General features: G+C 40.7%; 15 protein-coding genes and 1 tRNA gene. 6 read left to right on the top strand and 10 right to left on the bottom strand.

The window, feature by feature from the left end; translation table 11 throughout:
* Nucleotides 1-62 precede the first annotated feature (62 nt).
* From HMPREF9075_RS07965 to HMPREF9075_RS07935, 7 genes are all read right to left on the bottom strand, one after another.
* On the bottom strand, nt 63-569 hold the full coding sequence (locus HMPREF9075_RS07965) for a hypothetical protein (protein WP_009416012.1): 507 nt from the start codon (nt 567-569) through the stop codon (nt 63-65).
* Between the two features lie 8 nt (nt 570-577).
* Nucleotides 578-1,282, bottom strand: coding sequence for a phosphoadenylyl-sulfate reductase (locus HMPREF9075_RS07960; protein ID WP_009416011.1), 705 nt, complete (start codon nt 1,280-1,282; stop codon nt 578-580).
* Between the two features lie 12 nt (nt 1,283-1,294).
* Entirely contained in the window at nt 1,295-2,065 is a 771-nt protein-coding gene (locus tag HMPREF9075_RS07955; protein ID WP_009416010.1) for a DUF3298 and DUF4163 domain-containing protein, read from the bottom strand.
* A gap of 4 nt (nt 2,066-2,069) precedes the next feature.
* Nucleotides 2,070-2,717, bottom strand: a complete 648-nt coding sequence (locus tag HMPREF9075_RS07950) for a metal-dependent transcriptional regulator (protein ID WP_009416009.1) — start codon at nt 2,715-2,717, stop codon at nt 2,070-2,072.
* Nucleotides 2,718-2,728: 11 nt separating this feature from the next.
* On the bottom strand, nt 2,729-3,256 hold the full coding sequence (locus HMPREF9075_RS07945) for an acyl-CoA thioesterase (RefSeq protein ID WP_009416008.1): 528 nt from the start codon (nt 3,254-3,256) through the stop codon (nt 2,729-2,731).
* A 2-nt stretch (nt 3,257-3,258) separates the two neighbouring features.
* Nucleotides 3,259-4,530 carry an SPOR domain-containing protein gene (locus HMPREF9075_RS07940; RefSeq protein WP_009416007.1) on the bottom strand — a complete coding sequence of 424 codons (1,272 nt, stop codon included), beginning with the start codon at nt 4,528-4,530 and terminating at the stop codon, nt 3,259-3,261.
* Nucleotides 4,531-4,552: 22 nt separating this feature from the next.
* A tRNA-Arg gene (locus tag HMPREF9075_RS07935) sits at nt 4,553-4,624 on the bottom strand.
* A 336-nt stretch (nt 4,625-4,960) separates the two neighbouring features.
* On the opposite strand from HMPREF9075_RS07935, the gene HMPREF9075_RS07930 reads away from it, so the two are divergent.
* The 4 genes from HMPREF9075_RS07930 (at nt 4,961) to HMPREF9075_RS07915 (ending at nt 9,131) form a co-directional block, all read left to right on the top strand.
* On the top strand, nt 4,961-6,160 hold the full coding sequence (locus HMPREF9075_RS07930; protein WP_009416006.1) for a 3-phosphoshikimate 1-carboxyvinyltransferase: 1,200 nt from the start codon (nt 4,961-4,963) through the stop codon (nt 6,158-6,160).
* Between the two features lie 151 nt (nt 6,161-6,311).
* On the top strand, nt 6,312-6,608 hold the full coding sequence (locus tag HMPREF9075_RS07925; RefSeq protein ID WP_369797066.1) for an HU family DNA-binding protein: 297 nt from the start codon (nt 6,312-6,314) through the stop codon (nt 6,606-6,608).
* A 226-nt stretch (nt 6,609-6,834) separates the two neighbouring features.
* Complete coding sequence (locus HMPREF9075_RS07920; RefSeq protein WP_009416003.1) at nt 6,835-8,376, top strand: ribonuclease E/G; 1,542 nt, start codon at nt 6,835-6,837, stop codon at nt 8,374-8,376.
* A gap of 83 nt (nt 8,377-8,459) precedes the next feature.
* The gene (locus HMPREF9075_RS07915; RefSeq protein WP_009416002.1) at nt 8,460-9,131 is read left to right on the top strand and encodes a uroporphyrinogen-III synthase; all 672 of its coding nucleotides are present in this window, start codon (nt 8,460-8,462) and stop codon (nt 9,129-9,131) included.
* On the opposite strand, the gene recJ is transcribed toward HMPREF9075_RS07915, so the two are convergent.
* The gene (recJ, locus tag HMPREF9075_RS07910) at nt 9,121-10,815 is read right to left on the bottom strand and encodes a single-stranded-DNA-specific exonuclease RecJ (protein WP_009416001.1); all 1,695 of its coding nucleotides are present in this window, start codon (nt 10,813-10,815) and stop codon (nt 9,121-9,123) included. The two genes, HMPREF9075_RS07915 and recJ, sit on opposite strands and share 11 nt — an antisense overlap.
* A 12-nt stretch (nt 10,816-10,827) precedes the next feature.
* Complete coding sequence (locus tag HMPREF9075_RS07905) at nt 10,828-11,694, bottom strand: RNA polymerase sigma factor RpoD/SigA (RefSeq protein ID WP_009416000.1); 867 nt, start codon at nt 11,692-11,694, stop codon at nt 10,828-10,830.
* A 121-nt stretch (nt 11,695-11,815) separates the two neighbouring features.
* Here HMPREF9075_RS07905 and HMPREF9075_RS07900 point away from each other — a divergent pair, with 121 nt between their 5' ends.
* Together HMPREF9075_RS07900 and HMPREF9075_RS07895 are read left to right on the top strand one after the other, a co-directional pair.
* Nucleotides 11,816-12,811, top strand: a complete 996-nt coding sequence (locus tag HMPREF9075_RS07900; RefSeq protein ID WP_009415999.1) for a glycosyltransferase family 2 protein — start codon at nt 11,816-11,818, stop codon at nt 12,809-12,811.
* Between the two features lie 97 nt (nt 12,812-12,908).
* Complete coding sequence (locus tag HMPREF9075_RS07895) at nt 12,909-13,307, top strand: hypothetical protein (protein ID WP_009415998.1); 399 nt, start codon at nt 12,909-12,911, stop codon at nt 13,305-13,307.
* Here HMPREF9075_RS07895 and HMPREF9075_RS13865 read toward each other — a convergent pair.
* Nucleotides 13,297-13,484, bottom strand: a 188-nt coding sequence (locus tag HMPREF9075_RS13865) for a hypothetical protein (RefSeq protein WP_009415997.1), incomplete at its 5' end; no start/stop codon positions are given. The genes HMPREF9075_RS07895 and HMPREF9075_RS13865 overlap by 11 nt on opposite strands.

Here is a 13,484-nt window from a genome sequence, read left to right as displayed (position 1 = left end):
AGCCTACAAAAAACTACCCGAAAAAGTTTTATAGCTTTTTCGGGTAGTTTTTTTATATGGTATTAATACCTTATCGTAAATCCTTGATGCAGTTGTTCCTTGCGAATAAATACAAAGCCTTGTGTATAGACATCAACAAAGGCGGTAACTTGAGGGTTTTGTGTGAGCTGTTGCCAAAGGGCATAGCGGCTTTTTTGCTGTAGCCCGTTGATAACCAACACGCTATCGTTATGCATATTACCTAAAAAAGGTTCGTACGTAGCGTAATTGCCATTGATAAAGAGATAATCATACAAGGTTTGCTGCAGGGTTGTATTGAGGTTGGCAGAAGCTGTCATAGCTTCTTGCAGTAAAGGCTCATCGGTAAATATGTGCTTGGGCTGAAAGTAACGGATACTTTTCAGTAATAAAGTATACTGCTTTGTAGTAAGCGAAGTGGTTTGTGGAAAATCGGCAGGGGTTACTAAGTGTTTGTTATACAAGCATTGGGTTACAAAACTAAATATAAAAGGAGAATGTACCCCGTGCTGATTAGTAGCTTTAAGGCAAAAAAGGAGGTAGTTTCTCACGATATAATCTATTTATGTTCGTGTAATCCGCATTCTTTTTTGCTATTGCTTTCCCACCACCAGCGTCCTGCGCGGAAATCTTCACCTTCTTTGATAGCGCGTGTGCAAGGAGCACAGCCTATACTCACAAAGCCTTTGTCGTGCAGCACGTTGTAAGGTATATTGTGCGTTTTAACAAAATCTTTGGTTTGTTGCCACGTCCAATGTAGGAGGGGATTGTATTTGAAGAGCTTGTAGGTGTCGTCCCACTCTAATAGGGGTAAATCTTTGCGGGCGTTGCTTTGCTCGGCACGGATACCTGTTACCCATACTTTGTTGCCTTTGAGAGCTCGTGTAAGCGGCTCTACCTTCCTAATATGGCAACACTCCTTGCGCAAGGCTACTGAGCGATAAAAAGCCATAGGACCATTATCCTTTACGTGTTTTTCTATTGCCTGAGCTTCGGGGTAGTAAGGTATAATATGGGTATGGTAGCGCTCATTGGTGCTTTCCCATACCGAATAGGTCTCGCTAAAGAGACGTCCCGTTTCCAACGTGAATATTTTTATAGGAATATCATTGGCGAGTATCAAATGACTAATAGCTTGGTCTTCAAGCCCAAAGCTGGTAGAGAAGACTATCTCATCAGGAAACTGAGCTGCCAAAAAGCGTAGTCCTTCTACTTCGTTTAAATTGGTTAATTGGTTATATAAGTCATTTAGTTGTTCTTCCACGTGAATTGTTTTTTATTTAGATGAAAAAGTAAGGTATTTTTCTACCTCTTCCATTGGTATAACTACCTCAAAAGGTACATCTAAGTAAGGCGCAATCTCAAAAGGTTCATAAAACAATAATACGCCTTGTTTACCTACGCCTATGCTTTTAGGCAAGCGGAATTTGCCATCTTCAAAGTCAAAACCTTTACCATCAAGAGATTCCACTTGGGCAGTATCGTGTGCTATTCTAAAGTATTTGTCGGCTATTGCGAGTACTTTATCTTCATCGGTGAAGAGGTTTTCATTGGTGATTACCTCACCGTTATCCAAAGCAAAGTTTATGTACACTTTTTTTTGTACAGCATCGGCACCCCCTGTAAAAGAATAGCGGTTTGAGATGAGCGATAGCATCTTGTCGTTTTGCCACATAATACTATCGGTGAGGGTAAGCTCATAGGCAGGGATATTGGGGAAGTGCTCGTGTAGGGTGTTATAATCACTCAAAAAGTTATCAAGAGCTTTTTCTATACTCACGTCATCTATTTGCAATGAATCATCGTCATTACAGAGTAAGAAATTAGCTATTTGCAGTTCTATTTCTTTATTGAAGTTAGTAGCAAATTCGCTTGCTCCTTTACATTTGAGGTAGTTAAGATTTACAGAGAAACAATTATCCTCACAATTTTCGGTAGTACGTTCTACAGTTACCTCTTCAAAATTGATTGCAAAGTAATATTTATAGATAAAATAAGTAGCTACTATTAATAACAGGGCTGCTAATGTGATATATACTTTCTTCATAATTTTAATTGATGTAGATATTACGGCACACCATTGCCGAGAGTTGTATTATCTTATCATTAATGCGTATCGTCATTGAATTATCAAAGGGTTCTTTGCTCACTACTGTTATTTCGTTACCTAAAGCAATGCCCATTTTGCTTAAATACACCAAGAATTCTTTTGAGGTATTCTTCACAGCCACACAAGTACCACTATCGCCGTTGTCAAGCTCACTTAGCAAAGTTTTAATAGTGTTGTAAAATACACCTTCTTTGTTGGGGATAGGGTCGCCGTGAGGGTCTTTATCTGGTGAACCTAAAAAAGCATCAAGCCTATCAATAAGTACTTCCGATTGTATGTGTTCAAGTTCTTCGGCTATATCGTGCACTTCGTCCCAAGAGAAATGAAGTTTTTCTACCAAAAACACTTCCCAAAGGCGGTGTTTGCGCACGATAAGTGTCGCTTTTTTCATCCCGCGTTCGGTGAGTGTTACACCTTGGTATTTTTGGTAGTTAATAAGGTTCTTGGTAGCCAATTTTTTCATCATATCGGTAACCGATGATGGTTTGGTAGCCAATCTTTCGGCTATAGCATTGGTAGATACCGGTTCTTTTTCCTCTTGGTACAGATGAAAAATGGTTTTCAGATAGTTTTCTTCCGATAGGGTCATTGTATGATTTCTTAGCCTTTTACACTTTCTAATTCGGTGAAGAGTGCTTTTAGTTCGGTAGCATCGTGAGGGCTCATTTTGCCTGCTATCACTAGGCTAAGTTGCCTACGCTGTAGGGCACCCTGATAGCGTTCGTGCTCTAAGGGAGTTTCAGGCAATAGTTCGGGTACTTTCACAGGTTTTCCACTGTGATCTACCGCTACAAATGAGTATATAGCTTCAGTAGCTTTTAGCCGTTGTCCGTGCATATCTTCCATCCACACATCTATATACACTTCCATAGAGCTGGAGAAAGCTCGTGATATCGCAGCCTCTACGGTTACTACACTTCCCACAGGAATACTATGAGTAAAAGCTACGTGGTTTACTGATACTGTTACTGTAGCGCAGCCCGAATGCCTTTGTGAGGCAATACTTGCTGCTCTATCCATACGAGCAAGCAGTTCGCCCCCAAACATAGCGTTTAGGTGATTAGCTTCACCAGGCAATACCAAATCGGTCATCACAGTGCGTGATGCCGAAGGTGTTTTCTTTTCCATATTTATTGTGTGAGTATCCACCCACCGTCAAGTTTCTTTTTCTCTTTATTATTTTTAATCTCAGTTTGCAGTGCTTTAGCTTCGTCCATAGTATCAAAGCCACCATAGCTCACTTGCACCAGTCCTTTAGCATTAACCCCCAATACAAAAGCAGATTTATAGCCTAATTTATGCAGTTCTTTCACGCGTTTTTGGGCATTTTTATCTTCTTTAAAAGCCCCTGCTATCACTTGGTATTTCTTGCTTGCCATAGCACTGTTGCTACTGCTACTGCCCTTGCCACCACTTGTAGTAGCGGCAGTATTATTGCTATTGTTACTACCTGCCGATGTTGCACTTCCTGCACTACTACCGCTATTGCTACTACCTGCCGATGCGGTACTACCACTACTTGCCGTAGTAGTTTTGCTTTCGGTAGCAGCTGCATTAGTACTTGTTTTTACTTTTACTTTTTCTACAGGCATAGGCACAGTAGGCATCGTAATGGGAGGCGTAAATACCCCAGCCTCACTCAGTTTTTGGTTGAGGCGTTCTTGCACCAAGCTGTCATTTACTACAAATTGGTTATCAGCCTCGCCTCCTTCTTTAGTTATCTTTTCGCCAAAGAAAAGGTAAGCCCCATAAGCCAAGATAAGTAGCCCTACAGCAGCTACAGCTGTATATTTCACATAAGGGCGTAGCTTAAAGCCGCCTTTGCTACTTTTTTCTTTTTTAGCTTTTTTGCCTTTGTCGGCAGGAACTTCGGGAGTAAGATCCTGACTGATTGGGCTTTCTACCAAAGGCATTTCTTCTTCAGGTGGTAGGCTATGGTTAGGGTTAAGTGTGGGTTTTATTTCATTTGTTTGCATACTCGCATTAGGGATTTCGTGAGGTATAAAAGGAGTCATACCGAACGAGTCGGTAAGATAATTCACATCATCTGCGGGGGTGAAAGAAACACGTCCTTCACCTATTTGTTGCAAAGTGCCTATTTTTTCTAGCACCAATGGCTGGTTTTGTTGTAAAATGCGTTTCCAGCCTTCTACAGCAAGGTTTATATAATCTTCAACAAGGTTATAGTCTATGCCCGATTGTTCCGATACATATTTTACGAGCAATCCATCATTAGAATTAAGGCTGGGGTTAAAAGTTAATTCGCGTTTTGGTGGGGCAAATGATTTGTCATCAGCCATTGTTGCCGACTTTCTATTGGATATAAAAGCACCAAAGCGAGGTATAATCACACATTGGCTTTTATATAGTAATTCTTCTATGTATATGTTTAGATCCTTCATCAATAAAAGTTATAAGGTAATGTGGTCTTGCCAAGAATCGAACTTGGATCTAAAGTTTAGGAAACTTCTATTCTATCCGTTGAACTACAAGACCTTCTTTCTTAGAAAATTTGCTGCAAAAGTATAAAATATTTTTTAAATAACAATGTTTTTTTTCATTTTAACGAACCTCCATATTGTAATATGCTGATTTATAGCATTTAAAAGTACAAACTATACACCCTCCTGCCTCCACTGTTTCTCCGAGCTTCCTCCGAGCTTCCTCCGAACCTTCAGCGAAGGTTGAGCGAAGGATGAGCGAAGGAAAGTCGGCGAGCTGGCGCAGCCGAGTATGTGACGAAGGATAAGCCCGTACGGCTCGCACCGAAGGATAAAGCTCGCACCTTCATATCAAAAATATTTATTACCTTTGCACTCCAAAATAATTAATATGAGCACTCTATCATTATTGCTTTCAGGCTCTAAGTCGGAAAGTAACCGCGCACTGCTACTGCAAGCACTCTTCCCCGATATGACTATCGGCAACTTAGCTATTGCCGATGACACTCGCATCTTCCAAAAAGCACTACTCAATATGAGTCCGCTATTTGATGTACACCACGCAGGAACAGCAATGCGTTTTCTTACAGCTTATTTTGCTACCCAACGAGGGGTAGACCTTACCTTATTGGGCTCTGAACGAATGTGCCAGCGCCCTATAGGCGTATTGGTGGAGGCACTCAGGGCATTGGGAGCTGATATTACTTATACCCAAAACGAAGGATACCCTCCACTACGCATCAGAGGGCGAGCCTTAAAAGGCAGCCAAGTGAGCTTGCGCGGCGATGTAAGTAGCCAATACGCTTCGGCACTACTGCTCATTGCCCCTTCATTACCTAAAGGACTGACGCTGAACCTCACAGGCGAAATCACCTCATTGCCATATTTGCAAATGACGGTGCGTTTTCTGCAATATATGCTGGGCGAAAATGTGGCGCAGTTTGTAGATGAGCGCACCATTATAGTAAAGCCTTGCGATGAACTGCTGCACGACCATTGGCAAGTAGAATCTGATTGGTCATCAGCCTCTTATTGGTACAGCTGTGTAGCACTCTCCAAAGTAGGAACAAAACTCAAACTCTCTCATTTCAAGCAAGATAGTTTGCAGGGCGACAGTGCCTTGCAAAAACTGTACATACCTTTAGGGGTGCATACTCATTTTGAAGGAACAACCATCACCATCGAAAAAGTAAGCCAACCCACCACCACCCATTACAGAGCCCACCTCAACGATACCCCCGATATAGCACAAACCATTGCAGTTACCTGCTTAGGCTTAGGCATAGGCGCAACACTTACAGGGCTACATACCCTCAAAATAAAAGAAACCGACAGGCTGCAAGCACTCAAAAACGAGATGGAAAAGCTACAAGCAACCGTACATATCACCGATGATACTTTGCAATTAGCACCTTGTACCGAATTAGGCAGAGGGGTGAGTATCAGCACTTACAACGACCATCGTATGGCAATGGCTATTGCTCCCTTATTACTAAAAACCGATTTTCAGATAGCCGATAAAGAGGTCGTTAGCAAGTCGTACCCCAACTTTTGGGACGATTTTGCAGAGGTGATGGAATTTTGTAAATAACTGAATATAAATCATTTACGATGTTTCAGAAAAAATAAAGGGATAAAAAAGATAAAAAAAAATGCTAACATAGTGTTTATTAAATAATTAATTACTATCTTTGCACCCTGAAAAAAGATTTTGCCACAGACGAATATACATATATAAAAATATAACTATGACAAAAGCAGAGATTGTATCAAAGATCTCAGAAAAATTGGGTCTTGATAAAACAGAAGTTCAGCAAACAGTTGAGAACTTTATGCAAGAGGTAATCAACTCATTAGAAAAAGGAGAAAACGTGTATTTAAGAGGTTTTGGAAGCTTTATAATCAAAACCCGTGCAGAAAAAACAGGTCGTAATATTTCTAAAAATACAACCTTGAAAATACCCGCACACAACATACCTTCATTCAAGCCTGCCAAAGTGTTTGTAGAAGGTGTAAAGAAAAAAGTACAAGTAAATTAATAATCATATAAAAATAATTAAGTTATGCCAAGCGGAAAAAAAAGAAAAAGACATAAAGTGGCTAACCACAAACGTAAGAAAAGAGCGAGAGCTAATCGCCACAAAAAGAAAAAGTAGTGTAATACTACTTTTTCTTGCTTAAAATTAGCGGTATTATTTAGCATAGTATTGTGAATATAATGCCATAACAAGTACCTTGATTTATTAACTAAAAAAATCCAACAAAGTGGAAAAAGAATTAATCATACGTTCTGGTTCCTCTTACATAGATTTTGCTTTGTTGCGTGACGGTAGGCTTATTGAGCTTCACAAAGAAGAAGATACCGATGGGCTTGGCGTGGGAGATATTATGCTGGCAAAAGTGCGCAAGCCTATACAAGGGCTAAACGCTGCTTTTGTGAATGTAGGGCACGAAAAAGATGCTTTCTTGCATTACCACGATTTAGGACCTCAGCTATCATCACTACTCAAGTTCCTGAAACAAGTAATATCGGGCAAACAAAAAGACTTTTCCTTAAAGGACTTTCCCTTAGAACCCGATATTGACAAAAACGGTACTGTAGCCGATGTGCTGAAACCCAATCAACCTATATTGGTACAAATCGTAAAAGAGCCTATCTCTACCAAAGGACCTCGCATCAGTTCTGAACTCTCTATTGCGGGGCGTTATTTGGTATTAGTGCCTTTCTCCGACCGCATTTCTATTTCACAAAAAATAGGAAGCCGTACCGAGAAGGAACGCCTCAGAAAGTTACTACAAAGCATTAAGCCTAAAGGCTTTGGGGTGATTGTACGCACCGTAGCCGAAGGTAAAAAAGTAGCGGAATTAGACAAAGATTTACAAAATTTGTTCAATCGTTGGGTTTTAATGTGCCGAAAAATCCAAAAAGCAACTTACCCCTCGAAGGTAATGAGCGAGGTGAACAGAACAGGTGCAATATTGCGCGATATGTTTAACGACACCTTTACTGCCATACAAGTAGATAACGAACAATTGTATGAGCAAATAAAAAAATACGTGCAAGAAATAGCCCCCGAAAAGGAAAATATAGTGAAACTTTATCGCTCATCGGTACCTATATTTGAGAAGTTTCACATAGAAAGGCAAATAAAAACTGCTTTTGGGCGTACAGTATCAATGCCTAAAGGGGCTTACTTAGTGATAGAACACACCGAAGCACTGCACGTGATAGATGTGAATAGCGGCAACCACTCCAATAAAAATAACGACCAAGAGGCGACCGCTTTATCGGTAAACCTGATAGCAGCTACCGAAATAGCACGACAACTACGCCTAAGGGATATGGGAGGTATCATCGTGGTAGATTTTATTGATATGAGCAATAGTGATAACAGGCGTATCCTATTTGACCACCTACGCGATGAAATGGCTGAAGACCGTGCTAAACACAAAATACTGCCTCCTAGCAAATTTGGATTGATACAAATTACAAGGCAACGAGTGCGACAAGAACTCAACATTAAAACCAAAGAAGAAAATCCAAGCAAAGAGGGTGAAATAGAAGCCCCAATCGTTCTGATTGATAAAATCAACATAGAACTTGAAAGCATTATTAAGGAGGAAGCCTATAAAGGGCAAATTGTGCTGAACGCACACCCTTTTATAGCGGCTTATATTACTAAGGGTCTGTTCTCTATCCGTTTTAAATGGTTTTTAAAATACAAGCGATGGATAAAGGTGTTACCCCGAGACGCTTATACTTATTTAGAATATCGTTTTAAAACCAAAGAAGGGACTCCTCTTTAAACCTACTAAAAAACAAAGCTGCCTAAAATACTTGGGCAGCTTTTTACATATCGGTAAATAACAAATTAACAATAAAAACAATTATGATTGTATTATCAACAAAAAAACTAAGCGATGCCCAAAAAGCACCGCTATTGGCACAAGGTGTTACTATTGTAGAACACGATTTTATCAGGACACTGCCTGTAAAAATTAAGGAGCTAAACCCTCCGTATTGTGCTTTGGTATTTACCAGCAAAAATGCTGTGAATAGCTTCTTGCAACACCCCGAAGCTGAAAAGCTAAAAAACGTACCTGTGCTATGTGTAGGGCAAAAAACAGCCGAACTGCTTACCGAAGCTGGCTTTACGGTAGAACACAGCGAGCCTTATGCTGCCTTGCTTGTAGATTATATGAAAGCCGATTTAGCACGCTTTCAGCAAATGGAGAAGATTGCTTTTTTTGTAGGCACCAGCAAGCTACCTACCCTTCCCAACTTTTTTGCTGAAAACGCTATCAATGTAGAAGAAATATTAGCTTACCAATCGGTTCCTGCACCGCGCATCATAGATGAGCAGCCCGATATTATCTTGTTTTTCAGCCCTTCGGCAATTGTAAGCTATTGTATTTGCAATTTGGTGCGTACCGAGAAGGTATTTTGTATAGGCACCACCACTGCCGATACGGCACAACACTTTTGGCAAGACCTCACCATTGCCGATGTGCCTACTATAGACAGTGTAATAGAAGGTGTGGTACGTTCTCTTAAAGCTTAATATCTTTTATTTGCAGCTGCAAGCTTCTGATACCATTCCAATACTGTTCTTCAAGAGTATAGACAATTTGGAAAGGAATACCAGAGCGCACTATAGGGAGTTTATCGGCTAAATGGAAACCTATGGCTGAGAAGAATTTGGGGGTACCTACTTGGCGAAGGCTTAGGCGCAGGTGGCTATTGTCTTTGCCTATACATTGAGCAACGCCTGTATCTACTACGTTATTGGCGTAAAACACAGGGTTCAGGTTCATAGGACCGAAAGGCTCAAAGCGTTTTATGTTGTTATATAAGTTTAGGCTGAGCTGTTGCAAAGGCAAATAAGTATCTATAAGCAGTTTAGGTGTAAGGCAATCGGGGGGAATGGTTTGAGCTACTACCCGTTCAAAAGTCTCTTTAAAGAGCGGGTATTGTTCGGGGCGAAGTGTAAGCCCCGCCGCATAGGTATGTCCGCCAAATTGCTCTATACAGTCTTGGCATTGTTCTAAAGCCTCGTAAATATCAAAACCACTTACCGAGCGTGCCGAAGCAGCGTATTTATCACCACTTTGGGTAAAAACCACCGTAGGGCGATAATAATGTTCTATAAGGCGTGAGGCAACAATACCAATAACCCCTTTATGCCACTGCGGATTGAACACCACAGTAGTATAACGCTGTTGTTCGTTATTAGCTTCAATAGCCGCCAGTGCTTCGGCAGCGATAGTAGTATCCAATTCCTTACGTTCTTGATTAAGGTTATCAATAAATTTCACTTTATCGATAGCCTCTTTTTTATTATTTTCAGTAAGAAGATTTACTGCATAAATACCTTTTTCAATCCGCCCTGCTGCATTGATACGAGGCGCTGCTTTAAAAACCACATCACTAGTGTTGATATCCCCCTGATGTTGCCCAAAAAGCGCCTTTACCCCTTCGGAAGGCTGAGTGTTGAGCTGTTGCAAACCGAAGTGCATCAGGATGCGGTTTTCGCCCGTCATAGGGACAATATCGGCAGCAGTGGCTATGGCTACCAAATCGAGTAGCGGGAGGAGTTCTTCAAAGGGTTGCTGAATGTGTTGCTGGTAAGCCTGTGCTATTTTGAAGCCCAAACCGCAACCACAAAGTTCTTTGTAAGGGTATGGGCAATCAGCTTGGTGAGGGTCGAGAACAGCAACCGCATCGGGAATGTCATCGGAAGGGCGGTGATGGTCGGCAATAATAAAATCGATGCCTTTTTGGGTAGCATAAGCGACTTTATCCACTGCTTTGATGCCACAATCTAAGGCGATAATCAGGTTACAGCCTTGAGCAGCGGCATAGTCTATCCCTTGAAAAGAAACCCCATAGCCCTCTGTATAGCGGTCGGGGATATACGTAAGAAAGTGAGGAGTGTGCTTGCTGAAGTAGCGGTACATTAGCGAGACAGCCGAAGTGCCATCAACATCGTAATCGCCATAAATGAGGATACGCTCTTGGGCAGCAATAGCTTTCTGTATTCTATCAATTGCTTGTTGCATACCCTTCATTAGGAAAGGATTGTGCAGCAGTTGTAATGAAGGGTTCAAGAACTGATAAGCCTCATCGCACGTGCTAATGCCACGCAGTGCCAACAAAGTATCAAAAGGCGGTTTAAAGCCTATTTGGCGAAGAGTATCAATTATTTGCGAGGGTGGTAACGGTTTGAAATCCCAATGATAGTTCATAAAGGTGGTTGTTTAGCTTCCCAAATAAGATTTAAGGGTTTTATTACGTGAAGGGTGTTTTAAGCGGCGTATGGCTTTTTCTTTTATTTGGCGCACACGTTCGCGGGTAAGGTCAAATGTTTCACCTATTTCTTCAAGCGTCATAGCGTGCTGGTCGCCAAGCCCGAAATACAAGCGCAACACATCAGCCTCACGAGGGGTAAGGGTTTCTAAAGAGCGTTCTATTTCGGTACGCAATGAGGCGAGCATCAACTCCTTATCGGGGTTGGGTGATTCATTACTACGTATCACATCATAAAGGTTAGAGTCCTCACCCTCTACCAAAGGAGCGTCCATAGAGATATGTCTGCCTGCGTTTTTCATCGATTCTTTTACATCGTTTACCGACATATCCAGCTCTTTAGCAATTTCTTCAGCCGAAGGAACACGCTCGTTAGCCTGCTCCAAATAAGCATACATCTTATTGATTTTGTTGATAGAGCCAATTTTATTGAGCGGAAGACGTACAATACGCGATTGTTCTGCCAACGCTTGTAGTATGGATTGGCGTATCCACCACACGGCATAGGAGATGAATTTGAAGCCACGAGTTTCGTCAAAACGTTGAGCCGCTTTTATAAGTCCCAAGTTTCCCTCATTGATAAGGTCGGGGAGGGTAAGTCCTTGGTTTTGGTATTGTTTAGCTACTGATACTACAAAGCGCAAGTTTGCTTTTGTGAGCTTTTCTAATGCTGCATTATCGCCTGCTTTGATGCGTTGTGCCAATTCTACCTCCTCATCAGCAGTAATAAGATCTACCCTGCCTATCTCTTGTAAATACTTATCAAGTGATGCAGTTTCGCGGTTTGTTACCTGTTTTGTGATTTTTAATTGCCTCATTCAGAAAAAATATTTAAATTTGTACTTTTAAATAAGACTCTTATTGGTCTTACATTGCCTATTATACGAGTAAAATGGCGTGTATGTTACAACAAGGTGTAAAATTAACAATAGTTTAACAATGAAGTATAGTTTTATCATTCCTATTTATAACCGTCCTGATGAGCTTGATGAGCTTTTGCAAAGTTTGACAGCGCAACAATACAATGATGATTTTGAAGTGGTGGTAGTAGATGACGGTTCGCCGCAGCCCTTAGAAGCTATATGCTTGCGCTACCCTTTAATGAACATCAGCTATTACCGCAAAGCAAATACGGGTCCTGGGGATTCGCGTAATTACGGTATGCAGCGGGCTAAACACGACTATTTTATCATCTTAGATTCTGACTGTATTGTGCCTCCGCACTACTTGGCTACAGTAGACGCTTACTTGCAAAACCACTACGTGGACTGCTTTGGCGGGGCTGATGCAGCCAATGCTCAATTTACGGATATTCAAAAGGCGATAAATTATGCTATGACTTCTTTGCTAACCACAGGGGGCATACGTGGCAACAAACACCGCATACAGCGTTTTGAGCCTCGCAGCTTCAATATGGGGCTTTCGCGCCAAGCTTTTGAAGCTACGAAGGGCTTTAAGCATATACACCCTGGTGAAGACCCCGATTTGGTCATCCGCTTGTGGGGCGCTGGTTTTCAGACAGCTTTTATTCCCAATACTTACGTTTATCACAAAAGGCGTATTTCGTGGGGCAAGTTCAGGGTGCAAGTGAATAAATTTGGGCAAACGCGTGCCATACTGAACTATTGGCACCCCCACACACGCAAACTTACTTTTTGGTTTCCTACGCTCTTCAGTATAGGTTTTTTGGTAGCTATAACAGCACTTTTTATGGGGTTTAGCTTCTTTTGGTGGTGTTATATGGGGTATTTTACGATTATTTATATAGATAGTGCGCTAAAAAATAGGAGTTTGGTAATAGGAGCACTTACTTTATGGGCTGTATTGCTACAATTTTTTAGTTATGGAGTAGGTTTTTTGTGGGCTACGCTTAAGATTTTCTTAGTAAAGAAACCTGTAGAGGTAGTATTCCCGAAGTTATTTTTTGAATTTTGAATTGGTGGAGCGAGGTGGAATTGGCGGGGCGGCTAAATTTAGTGTAAGATTTTGTTTTTATTGAAATATATATTATCTTTGCAAAAAACATAGAGATATGAATGCGATAACTATACAAGCAACTATTAGTAATGCAGATTTTCCTATAATTCAACATCTATTTGAAAAACTTAAAATAAAAACTACTATTTTAGATACTTCCCCAATAGATAATAAGAAAAAAACTATCCCTACAGAAAAATCTATTCCTAATGAGGAAACCCATAAGGCTTTTGTAGAGATGAGAGAAAACAGACATTCTATAAAGGGAAATACTGATGTAAATCTAATGGTTAAAGATATTTTAGAAGAAGATGATGATTCTTCAATGTCTGAGAAAGAGTATTTTACAATGATTGATAGGGCAAGAGCAGAAAAAAAACACGAAATTAGTCGTGAAGATATGAGAAAGATGCTTATGGGAGGATTAAAAAATGAATTTGCAGCTAATGCATAGCAGTTATAACAGTAAAAAAGGAGCAAAATAAGTAATATAAAGTGCCTATTGTTTTTCTAATAGGCTGCTCAGTAACAATAAAAAGAGGATGTCTAACAAAAGATATCCTCTTTTTATTTGCATTTTGGAGTGTGACTGAGAATGTTTTGTTTTGTGAGGGCGATTTGCCAATCGCCC

The sequence above is a fragment of the Capnocytophaga sp. oral taxon 332 str. F0381 genome, from assembly GCF_000318275.2.
Classification (GTDB): Bacteria; Bacteroidota; Bacteroidia; order Flavobacteriales; family Flavobacteriaceae; genus Capnocytophaga; species Capnocytophaga bilenii.
Note: the sequence above shows the minus strand (reverse complement) of the source record. Positions and strands in the feature narration are given on the sequence as shown.

What these genes read in the sequence shown, in the direction of transcription:
- HMPREF9075_RS07940 (WP_009416007.1), bottom strand. Translation starts at nt 4,530, where the DNA reads ATGAAGGATCTAAACATATACATAGAAGAATTACTATATAAAAGCCAA.
- HMPREF9075_RS07900 (WP_009415999.1), top strand. Translation starts at nt 11,816, where the DNA reads ATGAAGTATAGTTTTATCATTCCTATTTATAACCGTCCTGATGAGCTT.
- HMPREF9075_RS07930 (WP_009416006.1), top strand. Translation starts at nt 4,961, where the DNA reads ATGAGCACTCTATCATTATTGCTTTCAGGCTCTAAGTCGGAAAGTAAC.
- HMPREF9075_RS07915 (WP_009416002.1), top strand. Translation starts at nt 8,460, where the DNA reads ATGATTGTATTATCAACAAAAAAACTAAGCGATGCCCAAAAAGCACCG.
- HMPREF9075_RS07955 (WP_009416010.1), bottom strand. Translation starts at nt 2,065, where the DNA reads ATGAAGAAAGTATATATCACATTAGCAGCCCTGTTATTAATAGTAGCT.
- recJ (WP_009416001.1), bottom strand. Translation starts at nt 10,815, where the DNA reads ATGAACTATCATTGGGATTTCAAACCGTTACCACCCTCGCAAATAATT.
- HMPREF9075_RS07895 (WP_009415998.1), top strand. Translation starts at nt 12,909, where the DNA reads ATGAATGCGATAACTATACAAGCAACTATTAGTAATGCAGATTTTCCT.
- HMPREF9075_RS07905 (WP_009416000.1), bottom strand. Translation starts at nt 11,694, where the DNA reads ATGAGGCAATTAAAAATCACAAAACAGGTAACAAACCGCGAAACTGCA.
- HMPREF9075_RS07945 (WP_009416008.1), bottom strand. Translation starts at nt 3,256, where the DNA reads ATGGAAAAGAAAACACCTTCGGCATCACGCACTGTGATGACCGATTTG.
- HMPREF9075_RS07950 (WP_009416009.1), bottom strand. Translation starts at nt 2,717, where the DNA reads ATGACCCTATCGGAAGAAAACTATCTGAAAACCATTTTTCATCTGTAC.